General features: G+C 65.1%; 17 protein-coding genes and 1 tRNA gene. 12 read left to right on the forward strand and 6 right to left on the reverse strand.

The features are described from left to right. Positions 1 to 107 precede the first annotated feature (107 nt). Positions 108 to 182: transfer RNA gene (locus CAER_RS0119770), tRNA-Gly, on the reverse strand. Between the two features lie 156 nt (positions 183 to 338). On the opposite strand from CAER_RS0119770, the gene CAER_RS0119775 reads away from it, so the two are divergent. Beyond that, positions 339 to 524 carry a hypothetical protein gene (locus CAER_RS0119775; protein WP_036797465.1) on the forward strand — a complete coding sequence of 62 codons (186 nt, stop codon included), beginning with the start codon at positions 339 to 341 and terminating at the stop codon, positions 522 to 524. 199 nt (positions 525 to 723) lie between these two features. Here CAER_RS0119775 and CAER_RS0119780 read toward each other — a convergent pair whose 3' ends face one another. Beyond that, a complete protein-coding gene (locus tag CAER_RS0119780; RefSeq protein ID WP_027236992.1) occupies positions 724 to 4,167 on the reverse strand; it encodes a pyruvate carboxylase in 3,444 nt (1,147 codons plus the stop codon). Between the two features lie 408 nt (positions 4,168 to 4,575). Here CAER_RS0119780 and CAER_RS28245 point away from each other — a divergent pair, with 408 nt between their 5' ends. Next, on the forward strand, positions 4,576 to 5,013 hold the full coding sequence (locus tag CAER_RS28245; protein ID WP_036797467.1) for a BLUF domain-containing protein: 438 nt from the start codon (positions 4,576 to 4,578) through the stop codon (positions 5,011 to 5,013). An 18-nt stretch (positions 5,014 to 5,031) separates the two neighbouring features. Here CAER_RS28245 and CAER_RS0119790 read toward each other — a convergent pair whose 3' ends face one another. After that, positions 5,032 to 6,183, reverse strand: a complete 1,152-nt coding sequence (locus tag CAER_RS0119790; protein ID WP_027236993.1) for an alpha-hydroxy acid oxidase — start codon at positions 6,181 to 6,183, stop codon at positions 5,032 to 5,034. Positions 6,184 to 6,261: 78 nt separating this feature from the next. Next, a complete protein-coding gene (locus CAER_RS0119795) occupies positions 6,262 to 8,064 on the reverse strand; it encodes a sensor domain-containing diguanylate cyclase (protein WP_027236994.1) in 1,803 nt (600 codons plus the stop codon). Positions 8,065 to 8,291: 227 nt separating this feature from the next. Between CAER_RS0119795 and CAER_RS0119800 the strand changes: the two genes are divergently transcribed. After that, positions 8,292 to 10,661 carry an ATP-dependent helicase gene (locus CAER_RS0119800; protein ID WP_027236995.1) on the forward strand — a complete coding sequence of 790 codons (2,370 nt, stop codon included), beginning with the start codon at positions 8,292 to 8,294 and terminating at the stop codon, positions 10,659 to 10,661. A gap of 419 nt (positions 10,662 to 11,080) precedes the next feature. Here CAER_RS0119800 and CAER_RS0119805 read toward each other — a convergent pair whose 3' ends face one another. Next, positions 11,081 to 11,290 carry a DUF1127 domain-containing protein gene (locus tag CAER_RS0119805; protein ID WP_027236996.1) on the reverse strand — a complete coding sequence of 70 codons (210 nt, stop codon included), beginning with the start codon at positions 11,288 to 11,290 and terminating at the stop codon, positions 11,081 to 11,083. Between the two features lie 364 nt (positions 11,291 to 11,654). Between CAER_RS0119805 and CAER_RS0119810 the strand changes: the two genes are divergently transcribed. From CAER_RS0119810 to CAER_RS0119850, 9 genes are all read left to right on the forward strand, one after another. Beyond that, positions 11,655 to 12,719 carry an Mrp/NBP35 family ATP-binding protein gene (locus CAER_RS0119810; protein WP_027236997.1) on the forward strand — a complete coding sequence of 355 codons (1,065 nt, stop codon included), beginning with the start codon at positions 11,655 to 11,657 and terminating at the stop codon, positions 12,717 to 12,719. Positions 12,720 to 13,562: 843 nt separating this feature from the next. Further along, positions 13,563 to 14,066, forward strand: a complete 504-nt coding sequence (gene mraZ, locus CAER_RS0119815; RefSeq protein WP_084299600.1) for a division/cell wall cluster transcriptional repressor MraZ — start codon at positions 13,563 to 13,565, stop codon at positions 14,064 to 14,066. 3 nt (positions 14,067 to 14,069) lie between these two features. Beyond that, complete coding sequence (gene rsmH, locus CAER_RS0119820; protein ID WP_027236999.1) at positions 14,070 to 15,062, forward strand: 16S rRNA (cytosine(1402)-N(4))-methyltransferase RsmH; 993 nt, start codon at positions 14,070 to 14,072, stop codon at positions 15,060 to 15,062. Then, positions 15,059 to 15,409, forward strand: coding sequence for a cell division protein FtsL (gene ftsL / locus CAER_RS0119825; protein ID WP_027237000.1), 351 nt, complete (start codon positions 15,059 to 15,061; stop codon positions 15,407 to 15,409). Before rsmH ends, ftsL begins: the two co-directional genes overlap by 4 nt. Next, a complete protein-coding gene (locus tag CAER_RS0119830; protein ID WP_027237001.1) occupies positions 15,406 to 17,190 on the forward strand; it encodes a peptidoglycan D,D-transpeptidase FtsI family protein in 1,785 nt (594 codons plus the stop codon). Before ftsL ends, CAER_RS0119830 begins: the two co-directional genes overlap by 4 nt. A gap of 17 nt (positions 17,191 to 17,207) precedes the next feature. Next, positions 17,208 to 18,695 (forward strand): UDP-N-acetylmuramoyl-L-alanyl-D-glutamate--2,6-diaminopimelate ligase, encoded by a 1,488-nt coding sequence (locus CAER_RS0119835; protein WP_027237002.1) that lies wholly within the window; start codon positions 17,208 to 17,210, stop codon positions 18,693 to 18,695. After that, positions 18,692 to 20,092 (forward strand): UDP-N-acetylmuramoyl-tripeptide--D-alanyl-D-alanine ligase, encoded by a 1,401-nt coding sequence (locus tag CAER_RS0119840; protein WP_027237003.1) that lies wholly within the window; start codon positions 18,692 to 18,694, stop codon positions 20,090 to 20,092. Before CAER_RS0119835 ends, CAER_RS0119840 begins: the two co-directional genes overlap by 4 nt. A 22-nt stretch (positions 20,093 to 20,114) precedes the next feature. Continuing rightward, positions 20,115 to 21,197, forward strand: coding sequence for a phospho-N-acetylmuramoyl-pentapeptide-transferase (gene mraY, locus CAER_RS0119845; protein WP_027237004.1), 1,083 nt, complete (start codon positions 20,115 to 20,117; stop codon positions 21,195 to 21,197). Next, a complete protein-coding gene (locus CAER_RS0119850; protein WP_027237005.1) occupies positions 21,197 to 21,655 on the forward strand; it encodes a hypothetical protein in 459 nt (152 codons plus the stop codon). Before mraY ends, CAER_RS0119850 begins: the two co-directional genes overlap by 1 nt. Positions 21,656 to 22,056: 401 nt before the next feature. Here the strand turns inward: CAER_RS0119850 and CAER_RS0119855 are convergent, their stop codons facing one another. After that, entirely contained in the window at positions 22,057 to 22,959 is a 903-nt protein-coding gene (locus tag CAER_RS0119855) for a glutaminase (RefSeq protein ID WP_409359728.1), read from the reverse strand. Positions 22,960 to 23,058: the final 99 nt, after the last annotated feature.

Below are 23,058 nucleotides of genomic sequence, written 5' to 3' on the forward strand. Positions count from 1 at the left end.
CTAAGCGGAATCGTGATTCCGCACAAGGTTTTCTGCACCCGGGCAGACTATGCGGAAATCCTCAAAAGCGAAAGGCCGCCCCGAAGGGCGGCCTGTCCGTTTCCCGATGGAGCGGGCGATGAGATTCGAACTCACGACCCTTACCTTGGCAAGGTAATGCTCTACCCCTGAGCTACGCCCGCGCTGCCATCCGGTGAGCGGTGAAATAGGGGCTCCGCCCGCGGGCTGCAAGAGGAAAAACGGTGCCTGCGGAAAAAAATTCAATGGGCCGCGACGGAATTCCTAAGGCCATGCGTTTCACACCTCAACAACCAGCTTTTCAAAGGGAGATTGAGGGTATGCTTTGCAAGGACTTCCTGCGGATCACCTGCCTTGGCGCGGCGATTGCCTTGGGACTGCTGGTGCAAAACGCTCAGCACATCAGCGCCCCGCAAGCTGACAGCTGGGCCGGGCAGGCCGAAGGCGCCAGACCTGTGCAGTCCGAAACGGTGAGCCTGGCGCAGCCTGCGGCGTTCAACGCCTGACCGGCGGGCAAGACGTTTTCCCGGCGCGGTAAACCGGCCGAAAATCCTGCGAGGGTTTCGGGGCCATTTGCAACAGGCGGAGCTAGTGTCTGCGCCGGAAAACCGGCCGGAATTCGCGCCGAACTCCTGCTCCCCGCGCAAAGCAAAAGGGCGCCCCGCCAGCCGGCAGGGCGCCCTTCACTCAATTTCAGGCGCTGGCTTATTCCAGCTCGACCAGCAGATCCTTGGCGTCGATCTGGCCGCCGGCCTGCACGTGCACGGCCTTCACAACCGCATCGCGCTCGGCGTGGATGCCGGTTTCCATCTTCATCGCTTCGATGGTCAGCAGCATATCGCCTTCATGCACCTGCTGGCCCGGCTGCACCGCGACAGAGGCCACGACCCCCGGCATCGGCGCGCCGACGTGGTTCGCATTGCCCGCTTCCGCCTTGGCGCGCTGTTCGGTCGAGGCTTTGACCAGACGGTTCGGCACCCGGATCACCCGCGGCTGGCCGTTGAGTTCAAAGAAGACCTTCACTTCGCCTTTCTCATCGGTCTCGGAAATCGCCTGCAGACGGATCTCCAGGGTCTTGCCCGGGTCGATTTCTGCGGTGATCTCCTCGCCCGGCTCCATGCCGTAAAAGAAAGTGCGGGTCGGCAGGGTGCGGACCGGGCCGTACTGGCGGTGGCGGCCCATGTAATCCAGGAACACCTTGGGATACATCAGGTAGCCGTTCAGGTCCTCGTTATCGACCTTGAAGCCTTCCAGCTGCTTGGACAGGTCTGCGCGGACCGCTTCCAGGTCAACCGGCTCCAGATGCTTGCCCGGGCGCTCGGTGTTCGGCGCTTCGCCTTTCAGCACCTTGCTGACGATGCCCTCGGGGAAGCCGCCCGGAGGCTGGCCCAGGTTGCCGCGCATCATGTCGACCACCGAGTCGGGGAAGGCCACATCGGTTTCCGGGTTCTCGACCTCATCGCGGGTCAGGCCCTGGCTCACCATCATCAGCGCCATGTCGCCAACCACCTTGGACGACGGGGTCACCTTAACGATGTCACCGAACATCTGGTTCACATCGGCATAGGTCTGCGCCACATCGGCCCATTTCTCCTCCAGACCCAAGGAGCGCGCCTGCGCCTTCAGGTTGGTGAACTGGCCGCCCGGCATCTCGTGCAGGTACACTTCCGAGGCCGGCGCCGCGAGGCCGCTTTCAAACGCGGCATACTGCGCCCGAACCTGTTCCCAGTAGCCGGAGATCTCGCGCACCTTGGCGATGTCGATGCCGGTGTCGCGATCTGTGTTGCGCAGCGCCTCGACGATGGAGCCCAGGCAGGGCTGCGAGGTGCCGCCGGAGAAGGCGTCCATGGCTGCGTCCACCGCATCCACGCCGGCATCCGCCGCCGCCAGGATGGTGGCACCGGCCACGCCCGAGGTGTCGTGGGTGTGGAAGTGGACCGGCAGGCCGACCTCTTCCTTCAGCGCCTTGACCAGCTGGCGGGCAGCCGCGGGCTTCAGCAGGCCCGCCATGTCCTTCAGGCCCAGGATATGGGCACCAGCGGCTTCCAGCTCCTTGGCCATGCCGACGTAATACTTCAGGTCGTACTTGGCGCGGTTCGGGTCCAGGATATCGCCGGTATAGCAGATGGTGCCTTCGCAGACCTTGCCGCTTTCGACCACCGCGTCCATCGCAACGCGCATGTTCTCGACCCAGTTCAGCGAGTCGAAGACGCGGAACACGTCGACCCCGGTCTCCGCCGCCTGGCGCACGAACTCCTGCACCACATTGTCCGGATAGTTGGTGTAGCCGACGCCGTTGGAAGCGCGCAGCAGCATCTGGGTCATCACGTTCGGCATCGCCTCGCGCAGGTCGCGCAGGCGCTGCCAGGGGCATTCCTGCAGGAAGCGGTAGGCCACGTCAAAGGTCGCACCGCCCCAGCATTCGACCGAGAACAGCTGGCTCAGGTTCTGCGCATAGGCCGGCGCCACCTTGATCATGTCGATCGAGCGCATCCGGGTCGCCAGCAGCGACTGGTGGCCGTCGCGCATGGTGGTGTCGGTCAGCAGCAGTTGCGGCTGCGCCTTCAACCAGTCGGCAACTGCCTGCGCGCCTTTTTCCTCCAGCAGATTGCGGGTGCCGTGCGGCAGCTCGCCCGGTTCAACCCGGGGCGCGCGCGGCTCCTTCAGGTCGGCGGCGGGCGCCGGACGGCCTTCGGTCTCCGGGTGGCCGTTCACGGTGATGTCCGCGATATAGGTCAGCACCTTGGTGCCGCGGTCGCGGCGCTTCTTGAACTGGAACAGCTCCGGTGTCTCGTCGATGAATTTAGTGGTGTATTCGTTCGACAGGAAGGTCGGGTGCTTCAGCAGGTTTTCGACAAACGCGATGTTGGTCGACACGCCGCGCACCCGGAATTCGCGCAGGGCGCGGTCCATGCGGGCAATCGCCTTCTCGGGCGTCGGCGCCCAGGCGGTCACCTTGGTCAGCAGCGAGTCGTAATAGCGGGTGATCACGCCGCCCGCATACGCGGTGCCGCCGTCCAGGCGGATGCCCATACCGGTGGCCGAACGGTAGGCGGTGATGCGGCCATAGTCCGGGATGAAGTTGTTCAGCGGATCTTCGGTGGTCACACGGGTCTGCAGCGCGTGGCCGTTCAGGCGGATATCGTCCTGCGATGCCTTGCCGGTCGCTTCGGCAATGGATTTGCCCTCAGCGATCAGGATCTGCGCCTGCACGATGTCGATGCCTGTGACCTCTTCGGTCACGGTATGCTCCACCTGCACCCGCGGGTTCACTTCGATGAAGTAGAAGTTGCCGGACTCCATATCCATCAGGAATTCGACGGTGCCCGCGCATTCATAGTTCACATGCTGGCAGATCTTGCGGCCCAGGTCGCACAGCTCGGCGCGCTGTTCTTCGCTCAGGTACGGGGCCGGGGCGCGCTCGACCACTTTCTGGTTGCGGCGCTGGACCGAGCAGTCCCGCTCGTAAAGGTGATAGATGTTGCCGTCCTTGTCGCCCAGGATCTGCACCTCGACGTGGCGGGCGCGGGTGATCATCTTCTCCAGATACCCCTCGCCGTTGCCGAACGCGGCTTCCGCCTCGCGGCGGCCTTCCAGCACCTTCTCTTCCAGCTCCTTTTCGGCGTGGATCGGACGCATGCCGCGGCCGCCGCCGCCCCAGGAGGCTTTCAGCATCAAGGGATAGCCGATCTCAGCCGCTTCCTTGCGGATCGCGTCCATGTCGTCGCCCAGCACCTCGGTCGCCGGAATCACCGGCACGCCGGCCTGTATCGCCACCTTGCGGGCCGAGGCCTTGTCGCCCAGAGCGCGCATGGTTTCTGCCTTGGGGCCGATGAAGGTGATGCCGTTGCGGGCGCAGGCGTCCACGAATTCCGGGTTCTCGGACAGCAGGCCGTAACCAGGGTGGATCGCATCGGCGCCGCATTCCTTGGCGACGCGGATGATTTCGTCGATCGACAGATAGGCCGCAACCGGCCCCATGCCTTCGCCGATCCGGTAGGCTTCGTCCGCCTTGAACCGGTGCAGGCCGAGCTTGTCCTCCTCGGCATAGACGGCGACGGTGCGTTTGCCCATCTCGTTGGCGGCGCGCATCACGCGGATCGCGATCTCGCCACGGTTGGCAATCAGGATCTTTTTGAAGTCGGTCATTTCACCCTCGGGGTCCGTGCAAGTTGGTGCAGTGTTAGGCGGATATTAGCGATCCGCACAACCGTAGTTCTGGGTATTTCCGGCATGATTGCGCTCTCAAGCGGCCTGTTTTTGGATTTTTGTTACATCCCGGATGGCGGTTTTTTGCGCTTTGTAACGGGCTTTGCGCCGGCAGGGGTCCGGCGGCATGCTGCAATGCGGCAGCCGGAGCGGAGCGCTTTCGGCCAGCGCGCTCAACTTCGGGTCAGGAAAGCGCCGCGCGGCGCAACCAAAGAGCCCGGTCCTGACCTTCCGGCACAGGCGCAGCCCGGTGCCTTCCGGTTAGACTGAAAACAGACTTGGGTTCAATTGCTTGCCCTCAGAAAACCAGCCGCGCTCCGGCGCCGGCTGCTGCCAAGGAGAGTAATCATGCACCGTATCATATACGTCAGCCAGGCCGTGCGCGGCATGTCCAGCAAGGAGCTGGCCGTGATCGTGGAGAAAGCGCAGAAATCCAACGCCGCCGCTGATGTGACCGGCATGCTGGTCGGCCACATGGGGTGGTTCCTGCAGGTGATCGAAGGCCCGGCGGAGGCATTGGCTGCGCTGTTTCACCGCATCAGCTCAGACCCGCGGCACGGCAATATCCGGGTGCTGGTCAGCGAAGCGGCGCCCGCCCGGGCGTTTCCGGAATGGCGGATGGCCTTCTCGGAGCCGCATGTGCTGCCCAAGCCGGTGCAAAAGCACGTGTTTGCGCTGCAGAACCTGATCCCGATCAACAGTCCCGACCGCGGCAGCGAAACCGCCGTGCGGCAGGTTGTGCGCGACTTCCTGGCCGCGTTTGAGCGGTTGGAGAAAACCGCCTGACCTGCGCCGCGCAACGGTTCATCCTGCCGCAGGCGGCCACCGCTCCAGGGATTTCAAAGCCGCCAGGTCCGGCGCGCCCAGCTGGCTCATGTTGGCCTGCATGTCCTTGGCCAGAATATCGGTCAGATGCGCCGGGCCGTTTTCGCCAAGTGCTGCCAGCGCATAGTGATAGGCGCGGCCCAGCATGACGAAATCCGCGCCCAGGGCCAGCGCCCGGATAATGTCCAGCCCGCCTTCGATGCCGCTGTCGAAAATAAGCGGTATCCGCACCGCCTCCCGGATCTCCGGCAGCACGTCTATCGCCGCGGGGCAGCCATCAAACTGGCGGCCGCCGTGATTTGAGATCCAGACCGCATCGGCGCCGGCCTCTTCCAGCCGCTTGGCATCGCGCGCGCGCATCACCCCCTTGACGATGAAAGGGCCGTCCCAATTGCGCCGCAGCCATTGCACATAGTCCCAATCAGGCGAGGTGCGCAGCAAATAGCCGACGTGGGCGGTCGGCGGCAGGTTTGCCTGCGCGCCGGAGATATATTTGTCCAGCGTCCGCATATGCGGCATCCCGTGCCGCGCCATTCCCAGCGCCCAGGCGGGCCGCACCGCAATCTGCGCCAGCAGCCGCGGGGTCAGCCGGGGCGGCTGGGTCAAGCCGGAGCGGGTCTGCCGTTCCCGGCGCGAGGCGGCGGGCACATCCACCGTCAGAACCAGTGTTCTGAAACCCGCATCCCGGGCCCGCGCCAGCAGGTCGGCGCGGATGCCCTCGTCCTTGGGCGGGTACAGCTGGAACCAGCCGTCCTGCCCCAGATGCGGGGCCAGATCCTCCGGCGACCGGCTGGCCACGGTGGACAGGCAAAACGGAATGCCCGCCGCGGCGGCGCTGCGCGCAAGTGCGGCCTCGGCATCCGGCCAGATCAGCCCGGACATACCCACCGGGGCGATGCCGAAGGGCAGGGCCTGGGAGGTGCCCAGGAAACTGGTGCTCAGCTCCGGCTCCATCGGGCCGTGCAGAACGGACGGCAGAAAGCGGATCCGGTCCAGCGCCGTGCGGTTGCGGGCGCGGGCCTGCTCGGCGCCGGTGCCGCTGTCCAGGTAATCCCACACAAACCGCGGCAGCCGGTTTTTGGCGCGGTGTTTCAAATCGTCGAGGCCGGGGTAACGCTGATGCAGATCCATCCTCGCATTTGGAAGCCGTGATGCAGAAAAGTCCAGCCCCGCAAAGCAGTTGCCGCAGCCGCCCGCATTCAGCCGCTGTCAGCCCGCCTTGTTCGCTCCGGCGGCGGGCGGGCACGCGGAGGCCGCCTGTTCTGCCGCGCGCCATGCGGCATCCTGTTCGGCCTCGGTGCCGGCCGCGGCCGCGCAGACCTGGTTCCGCCCCTTCGCCTTGGCGGCATAAAGCGCCTCATCCGCGGCCCGCAGCAGGTCCTGCGGCAACAGCCCGTGGGCCGGGTAATGCGCAACACCGGCGGAAATGGTGATCTGCGGCAGGGTCTTCTCGCCATAGCGCACGCTGATCTCCTCCACCGCCTGGCGCAGCAGTTCGGCCCGGGCCAGCGCCTCTTCGGGGGTGGCGCCAGGCAGGATCAGGGTGAACTCCTCGCCGCCGGGGCGGCAGGCGGCCTCGCTGCCGTCGCAGGCCTTTTCCAGCACCGTGCTGACCGCCCGCAGCACCATGTCGCCCGCGTCATGGCCGTGGTTGTCGTTGAATTTCTTGAAATGGTCGACATCCACCGCAATCACACTCAGGCGCGTGCAGTTCAACTCGCCGCTGTTCAGGTGCTTGCGCAGGCTGTCGGTCATGTGGCGGCGGTTGAACAGCCCGGTCAGCGGGTCGCGCACCGACTGGTCGTGCAGCTGGTCGCGCATCCGCACATTGGCGATGGCCATGCTGATCTGCTCGGCGCACATCTGCGCCAGCGGCTTGCAGGTGGCAAAATCGCCGGCCCGCGGCGGCATTGCCCGCAGGTGCATCAGGCCGACGGTCTCGCCGTGGGCAAGGATCGGAAAGCAGAAATACGGCCGCCCGTCATGCGGTGCCGCATGGGCGCAGGTGAACTCCACCTCGGAGGCGCCGTATTCATAGGTGCGGCCGCGGCGCAGCCCCCAGCATTCATCGGGCCGGATATGGTCCTTGAGCCCGCCGCCGTTCCAGCTGGCGCAGCCGGCCAGCACATCGCGCGAGTTGGAAAACACATAGATGCTGCCCTCGGCATCCGGCAGCAGATGGCTCATGAACTCAGACACCATCTTGAACAGCTCATCCAGCGAACGGCAGGACTGCAGCCATTCGTTCAGCTCCCCCAGCAGCTTGACCTCACGCGCCAGCTGCATCTGGCTGGCCATGATTTCCTGATCCTTGGCGGCACGCTGCTGCATCTGGCGCAGGCTCAGCCGGTTGGTCCTGATGACAACCACGGACACGATGCCGATCGCGGCCACCATCACGGCAGACACCAGCGCCAGCGAAATGCGCACCCGGCTGAGGAAGGTGTCGCGCACCGCGGTGATGTCCGAATAGAACTCGATCGCCCCGGCAAACTGCCCGCCCTTCAGCACCGGCGTATAGATCTCCGCCACTTCGCGGCTGACCGCCATGGCGCCGGTGTCCCGGGTTTCGAAACCATCGACCTGGGACACTGGCTTGGTGCCGCGGGCGTAATAGACAGCGCCCTTGGCCACCTTCTGCTGGAAATAGGGTTTGCGGTTCACCGTGCCGATGTCCGCGGGGCGGGTGGACCACATAACGCGCCCGTCCGCCTGGAACAGTTTGATCCGGTAGGCATCGGTGGTTGCCGGCAGCAGCGACAGGTATTCGATGTCATGCTGGTCCAGCTGCCCGGTAAAGAAGCTGCCGGCGCCGTCCTCCAGATGCAAAAGGATCCGGCGCCGCCAGTCCGTTGCCTGTTTGCGCAGGTCAGCCTCCAGCATCCGGTCGACCGCAGGGGCGGGGACGGCATAGACCGCCCAGGCCGACAGCGCGGCTGCCGCCAGCAGCACCAGCAGCAGCGAATAAGTCTTGAGGAGGGGCAGCAGCTGCCCGGACGGCTGAATTGGCATCCCGATCACTTTAAACCATTTAAACCATGTATTTCGCCCAAGGGTTGCGCAATGATCTTTCGGTTTCGTGAAGGTGGCGTCCGGGGCGGCGCAGAAGGCGGAAAAAATGGGGCGAAAACGTTTCAAATCCGCGCTTTCCCGGGCGGGCTGCCTGCGGTCCGTAAACGTGTGAACAGAGTGTGAACGTCCTCTTTCCGCCGGGCTTGAATCAGGTTAGGATCGCGGCCATGAGCAGTTTCGACGAAATGGACGCCTTCGAGGGCGCATCGCTGTCGGCCCGCGCCATGCAGGCGCGGCCGATGCCGTATCTGGACACGCTGAACCCCGCCCAGCGGGAGGCGGTGGAATGCTTGGACGGACCGGTCCTGATGCTGGCCGGCGCCGGCACCGGCAAGACCAAGGCGCTGACCACCCGCATCGTGCACCTCCTCAGCACCGGCCGTGCGCGCCCAAATGAGATCCTGTCGGTAACCTTTACCAACAAGGCCGCGCGCGAAATGAAGGAACGGGTGGCGGGCATGCTGGGCCAGGCGGTCGAGGGGATGCCCTGGCTTGGCACCTTTCACTCAATCTGCGTCAAGCTGCTGCGCCGCCATGCCGAACTGGCGGGGCTCAAGTCAAACTTCACCATTCTCGACACCGACGACCAGATCCGCCTGCTGAAGCAGCTGATCCAGGCTGCGGGCATCGACGACAAGCGCTGGCCAGCGCGGATGCTGGCCGGTATCATCGACGACTGGAAGAACCGGGCCCTGACGCCGGACAAGGTGCCCGCAGGCGACGCCAGCGCCTATAACAACCGCGGCACCGAATTCTATGCCCAGTACCAGACCCGCCTGCGCGAGCTGAACGCGGTGGATTTCGGCGACCTGCTCTTGCACATGGTCACGATTTTCCAGATCCACCCCGACGTGCTGGAACAGTACCAGCGCTGGTTCCGCTACATCATGGTGGACGAATACCAGGATACCAACGTCGCCCAATACCTGTGGCTGCGGCTGCTGGCGGGCAAGCACAAGAACGTCTGCTGCGTCGGCGACGACGACCAGTCGATCTATGGCTGGCGCGGCGCCGAGGTGGGCAACATCCTGCGGTTCGAAAAGGATTTTCCCGGCGCCATGGTGGTCCGGCTGGAGCAGAACTACCGCTCCACCGGCCATATCCTCGCCGCCGCCGCGGGCGTGATCCGCGGCAACCAGGGCCGCCTCGGCAAGGAGCTGTGGACCGATGCCGGCGACGGCGAAAAGGTGCGCCTGATCGGCCATTGGGACGGCGAGGAAGAGGCGCGCTGGATCGGCGAAGAAATAGAATCGATGCAGCGCGGCACCCGCGGCCAGGCACCGTTGGGGCTGGACCAGATGGCCATCCTGGTGCGCGCCTCCCACCAGATGCGCGCGTTTGAGGACCGCTTCCTGACCATCGGCCTGCCGTACCGGGTGATCGGCGGCCCGCGCTTCTATGAGCGGTTGGAGATCCGCGACGCGATGGCCTATTTCCGCGTTGTTGTGTCCCCCGACGACGACCTCGCGTTCGAGCGCATCGTCAACACCCCCAAGCGCGGCCTGGGCGACAAGGCGCAGCAGACGATTCAGACCATTGCGCGCGAGAATGGCGTGCCGCTGGTCGAAGGCGCCCGGCTGGCGGTCGAGAGCGGCCAGATCAAGGGCAAGGGCGGCGGCGCCCTGCGCCAGCTGGTCGAGGGCATCGCCCGCTGGGGCCGCTTGGCTGGCGACCCCGACACGACCCATATGGAACTGGCGGAGATCATCCTGGATGAGTCGGGCTACACAACCATGTGGCAGAACGACAAGAACCCGGATTCGCCGGGCCGCCTGGAAAACCTCAAGGAACTGGTGAAGGCGCTGGAGTCTTTCGAGAACCTGCAGGGTTTCCTGGAGCACGTCAGCCTGGTGATGGACAACGACAAGCAGGACGCGGACGAGAAGGTCTCGATCATGACCCTGCACGCCGCCAAGGGCCTGGAGTTTCCTGCCGTGTTCCTGCCGGGCTGGGAGGACGGCCTGTTCCCGTCCCAGCGCTCAATGGACGAAAGCGGCCTGAAAGGGTTGGAGGAGGAACGCCGCCTTGCCTATGTCGGCATCACCCGCGCCGAGCAGATCTGCACCATTTCCTTTGCCGGCAACCGCCGGGTGTTCGGCCAGTGGCAATCGCAGCTGCCCTCGCGGTTCATTGATGAGCTGCCGGAGGAGCATGTCGAAGTGCTGACCCCGCCGGGCCTCTACGGCGGCGGCTACGGCGCGGCAGCGCCCGGCGGCGGCATGGGGGCAGAGCAGGTGCGCTCAACGATCGACGAAAAGGTGGCGCAGGCCGACGGCTACAACTCCCCTGGCTGGAAACGGATGCAGGCCCGGGCGGGCCAGCGCGGCCTGTCGCAGCCCAAGGAAAGCAAGCACCAGGTGATCGACCTCACCGCCACCTCCAGCTTCACCCTGGGCGAACGGGTTTTCCACCAGAAATTCGGCTATGGCGCCATCACCGGCATCGAGGGCGACAAGCTGGAAGTGGAGTTCGAAAAGGCGGGCACCAAGAAAGTGGTCGCCCGTTTTGTCTCCGCCACGGACGACGTTCCGTTCTGACCAGAAGTTTTGCGCCGGCTGGGCCGGCGGATCGGATCGCGCAGCGATCCGATCCGGGCGCGGGGGCGGCGGGCAGCTGTGCTGCCCGCCGCCCCCGCGCCACCCCCATCCTCTGAGAGCAGCGCGGCAGCAGCAGGCTTGTGCCTGGCTGCAGCCGCTTGCCTGCAGCACGCTTCCGGCATGCCGCAAGGGTGCGGGGGCTTTGATGTGATGTCCTGAAAAACAAGAAACGGCGGCGCCCAGGGAGGAGGAGGGGCACCGCCGTTCTGTCAAACACCGGGGAAAAGGGAGGAGGAGACCCCGGTGATTCAAGCCCGGCTTCAAGACCGGTATAGGGTGCGGCGGCATCAGGGAGGAGGAGGATGCCGCCGCGTAGGACAGGCTCTTCAAAGGGAGGAGGAGGAAGAGCCTGATCTCTATCAGTTGTTCTCGTAAGCAGCCTGGTAGGCGACGCGCTTGATTTCGCAGCGGCTCAGCCCCAGGTCCGCCAGCTCGCGGCCCGACAGCGCCGACAGCTCATTGACGGTCTGGCGGTACAGGCGGTAGCGGGTGAACTTCACCAGCAGCGCGTTCAGGAACCCGGCCGGGGATGCTACGCTCACCGCGGAGATTTGATGTGCAGCAGCCATGGTCGTGTTCCTTCATCCAGCCGTTTCGTCATCTGCGTCTTGCGCCTCAGCGGCGCCGCTTGAGCCATAATTTAGGGATCTCCCCGGGAGTCGCAATCCCGTGCTTCGTCATTGCTGCTATGCAGCATCTGCATGGGTGACGTATGGGTATGTAACTGGAATATGACAATAATTTCGGCAGCGCGTTGCGCATCTGTATAATTTTGCGGCACCGCGCGGCGGTTTCTGCATGGCTTCGGGCGGCGCCTGTTGACAGGCCGCGCATCCGGTCTCCGCGGCCCATGTGCGGCAATCGGGCCTGGCGGGTTTCAAGCTCTGCCGCCGCCGCATATATATGTGCCGGATAACACGCAGGAGAGCAGACATGCCGGTCACCCAGGATCAGATTCACGCAGCGCTGGAGCGGCTGGCCCTGCCGGACGGCGGCACGCTGGTGTCGCGCGACATGCTGCGGGCGCTGCGGATCGACGGCAGCAAGGTCAGCTTTGTGATCGAGGCCCCCAGCCTTGAGATCGCCAAGCTGATGGAGCCCCTGCGCAAGGCGGCCGAGGCGGCGGTGCTGTCCATCGAGGGCGTCGAAACCGTCTCCGCCGCGCTGACCGCCCACGCGCCGCAGCAGCCTGCGCCCAGCCTCAAGGTCGGCGGCCACCCGAAACCGCAGGCGGAGCCGCTGAAACCCGCAGGCGTCAAGCGCATCCTGGCGATTGCCTCCGGCAAGGGCGGGGTGGGCAAATCGACCGTATCGTCGAATCTCGCCGTGGCTCTGGCGAAACAGGGCCGCAAGGTGGGGCTGCTGGATGCCGATATCTATGGCCCCTCCCAGCCGCGGATGATGGGCGCCAAGGGCCGCCCCGCCAGTCCCGACGGCAAGACCATCGAACCGCTGCACGCCCATGGCGTCACCCTGATGTCGATCGGCTTCATGCTGGAGGAAGGCAAGGCGGTGGTCTGGCGCGGCCCGATGCTGATGGGGGCGCTGCAGCAGATGCTGGGGCAAGTGAACTGGGGCGAGCTGGACGTGCTGATCGTCGACCTGCCGCCCGGCACCGGCGACGTGCAGCTGACGCTCTGCACCAAGGCAGAGCTGTCGGGCGCCATCGTCGTCTCCACCCCGCAGGACGTGGCGCTCTTGGATGCGCGAAAGGCAATGGACATGTTCAAGACGCTGAAGACCCCGGTGCTGGGGCTGATTGAGAACATGTCCTTCTTCACCTGCCCGGATTGCGGCGGCGAGCATCACATCTTCGGCCATGGCGGCGTCGCGGCTGAGGCCGAGGCTCTGGGCCTGCCGCTGCTTGGAGCATTGCCGATTGATCTGGACACCCGGCTGGCGGGCGACAGCGGCACGCCGGTGGCCGCGGGCGAGGGCGCAATGGCCCAGGCCTATGCCCGGATCGCCGAGGGGCTGATCGGCGGCGGCATGGCCTGACGCCCCGCGGGCACGCACACACACTCTCTATAAATACGATCGGATGGCCCGCCCCCTGTGGCGGGCCTGCTGCTGTTTGCGGCCCGCACATGGGCGCTGATGGGATTGCCTGCCGGAACCGGGAGCGGATGTGACAGGCCGCACAGGGCAAAGGCGTGCAGGGCAGGCGGGAAACCATGGGACGGCTGGGAAATCACGGGATCTGCGGGAAATCATGGGCGCCATGGGAAATCATGGCCCGTTTTTCCGCCTGTTCCCTCTTGCCAGCACGAATCACCCCGTGCTGAAACGCTGATAACAGGAATTTCCGGCGCGAGGGGAGGAGGTGATTTGCGAACGTTGCGCGAACATTGGCGGAATCTGCGAGTCGTCTGACGGAATCGCGGGAAACTATGGGAAAAAATTTGCAGCCGCAACTCCCCTCTATATGTAGTGTTTGCGTTGCATTAACTCACAACAAGTTCCGGAATTTGTCCTGAGTTGGCCACGAATCTGGGGCGAATCTGCTGATGCACTGTCAAGGCCTCGGCAGGTTCCCGCAAAAAACAGTTGCAGGGCCATCAATTCCCATAGTATCCCTTGTTCATCGGATGAGACGAGGGACGGGGCGCCAAACGACCCCAAGCCAAAAACAAAACAAGCAGGTTTCATACAGGCCTTCGCTTTCATCGAACCAAGAGATCCGGCGCGCGAGCGAGCAGACATCCCCCCAGGTGGCGCGCGCAGTCGGACATCCCGCAAAGCGGGCCAAGGCGGCGGGTTGATCAGTGGCAGCAGATCAACCCGCCCCTTTTCATTCTGGGGGACGGATTAACGCGAGGGACGCGCGAAAAGGACGGGAAATTGGGCCGCAGGTTCAGAGGCGAAAGCCACCACAAGGTGGACAGCAAGGGGCGGGTGTCAATCCCCGCCTCCTTTCGCCGTGTGCTGGAGGCCGCCGATCCGAACTGGCAGCCCGGCCAGAACCCCGAACTGGTTATCGTCTACGGCGACCATCGCCGCAATTTCCTGGAATGCTATACTATAGAGGCAATCGAAGAGGTCGACGCCAAGATCGACCAGCTGCCGCGCGGCTCGATGCAGCGCAAGATGCTGCAACGGATGTTCCACGGCCAGTCCTTCCCGACCAATGTGGATGAGACCGGCCGCCTGGTGCTGCCCGCCAAGCTGCGCCAGAAGATTGATCTGGAGGTCGAGGCCTTTTTTATCGCCGCGGGCGACACCTTCCAGATCTGGAAGCCGGAAACCTACGAGGCTGAGGAACTGGCTCAGGCCGAGAAATGGATGGAAGAGCTGCCCGACGACTTCGATCCGATGGAATTCCTAGATGGCGCCGGGAGCGCTTAAGACATGACCCAGGACCAGAAAGCTGCCAATGGTCCCCACATCCCCGTTCTTCTGCGCCCGCTGTTGCAGGCGGTGGCGCCTGTCACCGGCCGCTGGCTGGACGGAACCTTCGGCGCCGGCGGCTACACCTGCGGCCTGCTGGAGGCCGGGGCAGAGCAGGTGATCGGCGTTGACCGCGACCCGCTGGCCTTTGAACTCGCCAAGCCCTGGGCAGGGCGGTATGGCGACCGCCTGATCCTGCAGCAGGGTGTGTTTTCCCGCATGGATGAATATGCCCAGGACCTGGATGGCGTTGTTCTGGACCTTGGCGTCTCTTCCATGCAGCTGGACCTGGCCGAACGCGGCTTTTCCTTCATGAAGGACGGCCCGCTGGACATGCGGATGTCGCAGTCCGGCCCCTCCGCCGCCGACCTGATCGCAGAGCTGACCGAGGCGCAGATCGCCGATATCCTGTTCCACTACGGCGAGGAACGCGCCAGCCGCCGCATCGCCAAGGCCATCGTCCGCGAGCGCGAGATCGAACCGATCACCACCACCCTGCGCCTTGCGGGCATCATCGAGAGCTGCCTGCCGCGCCCCAAGCCCGGCCAGTCGCACCCCGCGACCCGCAGCTTCCAGGGCCTGCGCATCGCGGTGAACGCCGAATATGACGAGCTGTTTGAGGGCCTCCTGGCCGCCGAACGCGCGCTGAAGCCCGGCGGGCTTCTGGCCGTCGTCACCTTCCACTCGGTCGAGGACCGGATGGTCAAACGCTTCTTCCAGCACCGCGCAGGCAAGACCGGACGCGCCAACCGCTATGCGCCGGAGCAGGAGGAAACCCCGCCCCAGTTCGAACTGGTCACCCGCAAGGCGGTTGGCCCGGACGAGCAGGAGCTGGCCGAAAACCCCCGTGCCCGTTCCGCCCGCCTGCGGGTCGGGCGCCGCACCGATGCCGCGCCGGGGCCGATCTCGGCCAAGGACCTTGGAATGCCGCAGCTGAAAGAGACGCGTAAATGAAGACCCTGCTGTATGCCGCAACTTGTCTGGCTGTGTTCGGCCTTGCCTTTTGGGCCTACCGCGAAAACTACGCCACCCAGCAGGTGCTGAAGGAAACCCGCGCCCTGCAGCAGCAGATCGGCGCGGCGCAGGTGCGCCTCAGCGTGCTGCGTGCCGAGTGGGCCTATCTCAACCGCCCGCAGCGGCTGCGCGATCTGGCCGACATCAATTTCGACCGCCTCGGCCTGCTGCCGCTTCGCCCTGACCAGTTCGGGCGGGTGGATGAGGTCTCCTACCCGGTGCTGCCGGACCTGGAGATCACCAACGAGGTGGAAGTCTCGGGCCTGAATGCGGGGACACGGCCATGATTCGCACACCGCTCCGCCCGCTGGCCCGTGTCCTTCATGCCCGCGCAACCGGCGCTAACCCGGACGCGATCGAACGCGAAAACCTCAGCCTGCGCCACCAGGAAATGCAGGTGCAGGCCCGCCAGCGCGCCGAGGGGCGGCTTTTGGTGCTGGGCCTGTTCTTTGTTTGCGCCTTCGGGGCGATCATTGCCCGCATGGCGATGACCGCGGTGTCAGAACCGGCAGAACCCGTGGCCAGCGTGCCGGGCAGCGCCATCGCCATGCAGCGCGCCGATATCGTCGACCGCGACGGGCGCCTGCTGGCCACCAATTTCGAAACCCACTCTCTATATGCTCAGCCGCCGCAGATGATCGACCCTGTTGGTGCTGCGGAAAAGCTGGTGGAAATTTTCCCCGACCTGGACCGCGAACGGCTGATCAAGGACTTCACCGGCAAGCGCAAGTTCCTGTGGGTAAAGAAGAAAATCAGCCCCGAGCAGCTCCAGGCGGTGCATGATATCGGCGATCCGGGCCTGATGTTCGGCCCGCGCGAAATGCGCCTCTATCCGAACGGCAGCCTGGCCGCGCATGTGCTGGGCGGTGCGGGTTTCGGCAAGGAAGGCGTGAACGCAGCTGAGGTGATCGGCGTCGCCGGTGTCGAGCGCCAGTTCGACGATTACCTGCGCGACCCGGCCAATGCGGGCAAGCCGCTGCAGCTGTCCCTCGACCTCACCGTGCAGGCGGCCGCTGAGCAGGTTCTGCATGGCGGCATGAAATTGATGAACGCCAAGGGCGCCACCTCGATCCTGATGGATGCGCATACGGGCGAGGTGATCTCGGTCGTCTCTTTCCCGGACTTCGACCCCAACGACCGTCCGCGCCCGCCGGCCTCCGGCTTTGACCCCTCCGTCAGCCCGCTGTTCAACCGCGCGGTGCAGGGGGTGTATGAGCTTGGCTCCACCTTCAAGATCTTCACCGCCGCGCAGGCGATGGATCTGGGGCTGGTCGGCGCCGACACCGTGATCGACACCCGCGGGCCGCTGCGCTGGGGCCGTTTTGCGATCCGCGATTTCCGCAACTACGGCAACGAGATGTCGGTGACCAAGATCATCGTCAAATCCTCCAACATCGGCACTGCGCGGCTGGCGCAGCAGATCGGGGTGGAGCGGCAGAAAAGCTTCCTCGACACGCTGGGCATGCTGGAGCCGACGCCGTTTGAAATCTCCGAGGCCAAGGGCGGCAAGCCGCTGCTGCCCGGCAACTGGTCGGAACTGTCGGCGATGACAATCTCTTACGGTCACGGCATTTCCACCACGCCGATGCATCTGGCCGCGGGCTATGCCGCGGTGGCCAATGGCGGCCGTTACGTGGCGCCGACGATTCTGAAACGGAACGGCCCGCAGCTGGGCGAACGGGTGATGAGCGAGGCCTCAGCCGCCGCCGCACGCAAAATGCTGCGCAAGGTGGTGAGCGAAGGCACCGCCTCCTTTGCCGAGGTCGACGGCTATCAGGTCGGCGGCAAGACCGGCACCGCGGACAAGCCCAAGCCGCAGGGCGGCTATTACGAGGACAAGGTGATTGCCACTTTTGCCTCTATTTTCCCGGCACATGACCCGAAATACGTGCTGATCGTGACGCTTGACGAACCCTCCATCATCGCTCACGGCGAGGAACGCCGCACCGCAGGCTGGACCGCCACCCCGGTGGCGGCTGAGATGATCGGCCGGGTCGCGCCGCTGTTGGGGCTGCGTCCGCAAGTTGAACCCGCAGAGGTGACTGGTATAACCCTCACCTCGAACTAATCCAGGTGAGGGCCGCCATGAGCAGCAGCAGACCAGACCAGCCCCTGAGCCAATTGGGGCTCACTGCCCGCGGCGGCGCCGACCCGCAGATCCGCGGACTGGCGGTGGACAGCCGCGACGTGCGCGAGGGGTTCCTGTTCGCGGCCCTTCCCGGCAGCCAGGTGCACGGGGCCAAATTCATCCCCGCCGCGCTGGAGCAGGGCGCCTCCGCCATTCTGACCGATGCCGCAGGGGCCGGCATCGCCGCCAAGGTGCTGGACGAAAGCCACGCGGCTTTGGTGGTGGTTGAGGACCCGCGCCAGACGCTGGCCTATGCCGCCGCCCTGTGGTTCGGCGGCCAGCCGCAGACCGTGGTGGCGGTGACCGGCACCAACGGCAAGACGTCCGTGGCGACCTTCGTGCGCCAGATCTGGATGGAGCTGGGCCATCAGGCCGTCAACATGGGCACCACCGGCATCGAAGGCGCCTGGAGCTATCCGCTGGCCCATACCACGCCGGAACCCATCACCCTGCACCGTGCCCTGGCAGAGGCCGCGGCGGCGGGTGTCACCCATGCGGCGATGGAGGCGTCCTCCCACGGGCTTGACCAGCGCCGTCTGGACGGGGTGCAGCTGGCCGCCGCAGGCTTCACCAATTTCACCCAGGACCATCTGGATTATCACGAGACGTTTGAGGCCTATTTCGCCGCCAAGGCGGGCCTGTTCCGCCGGGTGCTGCCGGAGGAGGGCGTCGCCGTCATCAACATGAACGATCCCCGCGGTGCTGAGATGCGCGCCGTCGCCGCCGCCCGCGGGCAGGAGGTGATCAGCGTGGGCCGGGGGCTGGGCGACCTCAGCCTCTTGGGCTTGCGCTATGACGGCACCGGCCAGGACATGCGCTTTGCTTGGCATGACAGGCCGTATCAGGTGCGGCTGAACCTGATTGGCGGCTTCCAGGCGGAAAACGTGCTCTTGGCCTGCGGGCTGGTGATTGCCGGCGGCGAAGACCCGGAGCGGGTGTTTGAGACCCTGCCGCATCTGACCACCGTGCGCGGCCGGATGCAGCTGGCGGCGGAGCGGGACAATGGCTCAGCCGTGTTTGTCGACTACGCCCATACCCCGGATGCTGTCGGCAGCGCCATCAAGGCGCTGCGCCCGCATGTGCTGGGACGGCTGATTGCCATCGTCGGCGCGGGCGGCGACCGCGACACCACCAAGCGGCCCCTGATGGGGCAGGCAGCGCACCAGAACGCCGATGTGGTGATCGTGACCGACGACAACCCCCGCAGCGAGGACCCGGCCATCATCCGCGCCGCCGTGAAGGGCGGCGCGCCGGACTGTATCGAGATCGGCGACCGCGCCGAGGCGATCCTGCGCGGCGCCGACATGCTGGGGCCGGGCGATGCGCTGATCATCTGCGGCAAGGGGCATGAGACCGGCCAGACCGTGGGCGACACCGTGCTGCCGTTTGACGATGTGGAACAGGCCAGTATTGCCGTGTCCGCGCTTGACGGGAGGATCGCATGACGCTTTGGACCGCAGAAGAGGCCGCCGCCGCCACTGGCGGGCAGGCGCAGGGCGATTGGGCTGTCTCCGGCCTGTCGATCGACACCCGCACCATTGAGGCAGGCGACATGTTCGTGGCCCTGAAGGCCGCCCGCGACGGCCATGACTTCGTGGCGCAGGCGCTGGAAAAGGGCGCGGCTGCGGCGCTGGTGTCCCGCATTCCCGACGGGCTGCCGGAAGACGCGCCGCTGCTGATCGTGGACGACGTGCAGGCCGGGCTGGAGGCCTTGGGCAAGGCGTCGCGCGCGCGGACGCAGGCCAAGGTCGTCGCCGTCACCGGCTCGGTCGGCAAGACCTCGACCAAGGAAATGCTGGCGCGGATGCTGTCGGATCAGGGCCGCACCCATGCGGCTGTCGCCAGCTATAACAACCATTGGGGCGTGCCGCTGACGCTGGCGCGGATGCCGCGCGATACCGAGTTTGCGGTGATCGAGATCGGCATGAACCACCCCGGCGAGATCGCGCCATTGGCAAAACAGGCCCGCCCGCATGTGGCAATGGTGACCACCGTGGCTGCGGTGCATCTGGAAGCCTTTGAAAACGTCGAAGGCATCGCCCGCGAGAAGGCCGCGATCATGGAGGGGCTGGAGCCCGGCGGCGTTGCGGTGCTGAACGCTGATATCGCTGAAGCGCATGTGCTGCGGGATGTGGCCACGGAGCTGGGCGTCTCTGCCTGCTGGTTCGGCGAGAGTGCGGAGGACTGCACCCTGCACTCTGCCGGGATCGACGGCGAGGAGACCGTCGCCCGCGCCACCGCCAATGGCCGTGAGGTTGAGCTGCACATTCAATCGCTTGGCGCGCATTTCGCAATGAACGCGCTTGGCGCGCTGGCCTGTGCCGAGGCGCTGGGTGCCGACCCGGTGAAAGCCGTGGAAAGCCTTGCCCTGTGGTCGCCGGTCAAGGGCCGCGGCGTGCGGGAGGCAATCCGGCTGGACAGCGGCGCCGTCACCCTGCTGGACGACAGCTACAACGCCAACCCGACCTCGATGGCGGCGGCGCTGGCGGTGCTGGCAGCCACTCCGGGCGAGGGCCGCAGGATCGCCTATGTGGGCGACATGAAGGAACTGGGCCCGCAGGAGATGGACCTGCACGCCGGGCTGGCGGAGCTGGAGGCGGTGCAGGGCATCGACCGGATCCATTGCATCGGCCCGTTGATGCAGGCGCTGCACAAAGCGCTGCCAGAGGGCAAGCGCGGCGGCTGGTACCCAACCAGCGCGGAAGCGCTGCCCGGTCTGGCAAGCGAAATCCAAGGCGGCGATATCGTGCTGGCAAAGGGTTCTTTGAGCATGGCGCTGGCCAAGATCGTTGACGGCATCCGCGAAATGGGTCAATCCGGCCCCAACTCAGAAAACGCGTAAGAAGAACGAGGGAAGGGCCAGGATGCTCTATTGGCTGACCGCTTTGTCGGACGGGGGGGATTTCTACAACCTGTTCCGCTATATCACATTCCGCGCAGGCGGCGCCTTTTTGACCGCGCTGGTCTTTGGCTTCCTGTTCGGCAAGCCGCTGATCAACGTGCTGCGCAAGCGGCAGGGCAAGGGCCAGCCGATCCGCGACGACGGGCCGGAGGGGCATTTCACCAAAGCGGGCACCCCGACCATGGGGGGCTTGCTGATCGTCGGTGCGCTGCTGACCGCGACGCTGATGTGGGCGCGCTGGGACAACCCCTTTGTCTGGCTGGTTCTGTTTGTGACCATGGCCTACGGCCTCATCGGCTTTGCCGACGATTACGCCAAGGTCTCAAAGCAAAACACCAAGGGCGTGCCGGGCAAGGTGCGGCTGCTCTTGGGGGTGCTGATCGCGGTGACCGCGTCGCTGTGGGCTGCGGCCTATCACCCGGAGCCGCTGCAGCACCAGCTGGCGCTGCCGGTGTTCAAGGACACGCTGATCAATCTCGGGATCTTCTATGTGCCGTTTTCGATTTGCGTCATCGTCGGCGCGGCCAATGCGGTGAACCTGACCGATGGCCTTGACGGGCTGGCGATCATGCCGTCGATGATTGCGGCCGGAACGCTGGGCGTGATTGCCTATGCGGTGGGGCGGGTCGATTTCACCGAATACCTGGACGTGCATTACGTGCCCGGCACCGGCGAGATCCTGATCTTTACCGCGGCGCTGTTTGGCGCGGGCCTCGGCTTCCTGTGGTACAACGCGCCGCCTGCGGCGGTGTTCATGGGCGACACCGGATCGCTGGCCCTGGGCGGTGCCCTGGGCGCGATTGCGGTGGCCACCAAGCACGAGCTGGTGCTGGCCATTGTCGGCGGACTGTTCGTGGTCGAGGCGCTGTCGGTGATCATTCAGGTCCTCTACTTCAAGCGCACCGGACGGCGGGTGTTCCTGATGGCGCCGATCCATCACCACTACGAAAAGAAGGGCTGGGCGGAGCCGACCATCGTGATCCGTTTCTGGATCATCTCGCTGATCCTGGCGATGATCGGGCTGGCAACGCTGAAGGTGCGGTAATGTTCCACTTTATGCGCAAGAACAGTGAATGGATCGCCAATTGCTTCCAATCTGCGGGTGCTGCGATCATTTTGTTTCATGTTTTGTTGAAATTGTCACATGCCCTTGGAAGTGCAAACGCCTCGCTGCCGCTTATTCTAATTAGTTATCTCGCTTTAGCGATCTGCTTCAGTGTCCCAGCTTATGCGTTGCTGGCAAATGCAGCAATTGTGATGTTTCGAGGCTTAGGCGTGCTGAGACCGGATCAGGGGTTCGAAGAAATCGCGAGGTGGGGCAAGAGTAAGCAGGCCTTCCATTGTATGGTGTTTTTTGGAGCGTTATTGGTTTTTGTCCCACTGATCTTGCCAGATGCACTTGACGGAAGGGGAGTTGTTTTCTGGACCCTCACAGGTCTTTCTTTGGTGTTGCCTTTTATCTACTGTGTTTTTCTCTGGTATTGCTGGAGAGCAAGGCAATAGGTTCAGTAAATGCTCTGGAGGGCGCCGCGGTCGCGATGAAGGGCCTGGCGACGCTGAAGGCGCCTTGAGCCACACCGGTTTTGTCCGCCGCGCCGGACGTTCCGGCGGGGCGGTTTGAACACTCTGATCTGTGGAACCGCTCGGGGCTGCCGCTTCGGGCGGTTTGTCTTTTTAGAAGAAGGCGGCGCCGCCAAAGGGGCGGAGCATCGGATGGCCCTTGCCACGGGGCCATGTCCGTCTATCGGCCTGTGCGGACCCGCCCTGCACCCAATGAGGAGGTGGTCTGAGGGGGCCGGTCTCCTGGTCTTCTCGTTGCAACGCATTGAAACTAGCGCGGGCGGGTGAAGATCGCGTGAGGGCAGCGTGCGGCGGTTGCGCAACACGCGGGCGGCGCGCGGATGTCAGAACACCGACCAATCCATTTCGCGGGCCAGCCGCTCCATCGCTTCGGTGCCCAGCTTGGAATTGCCGTTATGGTCCAGCCCGGGCGACCATACCGCAACGCTGGCCTTGCCCGGCACGATCGCCAGAATACCGCCGCCGACACCGCTTTTGGCGGGCAGGCCGACGCGGTAGGCAAACTCGCCCGATCCGTCGTAATGGCCGCAGGTCAGCATCAGGGCGTTCAGCCGCCGGACCCGGCCCTGCGACACCATGCTGGGGCCCTTGTCGGCACCGATCAGGAACCGTCCGGCCTTGGCCAGCTGCACCGTCGTCATTTCGGTGGCGCATTGGTGGAAATAGGTGCCCAGCGTTTTCTCCGGCGTGTTCTTGAGGTTGCCGAAGGCCGCCAGGAAGTTGGCATGGGCAAAGTTGCGGTGGCCGTGGCGGGTCTCCGAGCTGGCCACGTTCTTGTTGATATGGATGTCCTCGTCGCCGGCGGCGGCGCGGATGAAGCCGAGGATTTCCGCCAGCGCTTCCCGGGGCTCGCGGCCCGCCAGCAGCTCATCCGTGGTGACGATAGCGCCTGCGTTGACGAAGGGGTTGCGGGGGCGGCCGCGCTCATGCTCCAGCTGGACGATGGAATTGAAGGCGGTGCCCGAAGGCTCGCGCCCGACCCGGCTCCAGAGCTGGTCGCCTGCGCGGCCGAGTGCAATGGCGAGGGTGAACACCTTGGTGATGCTTTGCGCCGAAAACCGGGTCTGCGCATCGCCCGCGTGAAACAGCCTGCCATCGGCGGTGGCGACCGCGATGGCGAACTGGTCCGGGTCGACCTGCCCGAGTTCGGGAATATAGCTGGCGACCACGCCGCGGTCGGTGCGGCTGCGCATCTCTGCGCTGATCCGGTCGAGCAGGCTTTGCATATCCGGTGCCACGCGCCGCGTCCTCCTGTTGCCTCGCGGCGAACTTCGGGCATGGGCCGGGGCTTGTCAATCTGACGGCGCTGGCTGAGGGCACTGGCA

This window comes from Leisingera caerulea DSM 24564 (assembly GCF_000473325.1).
Classification (GTDB): Bacteria; Pseudomonadota; Alphaproteobacteria; order Rhodobacterales; family Rhodobacteraceae; genus Leisingera; species Leisingera caerulea.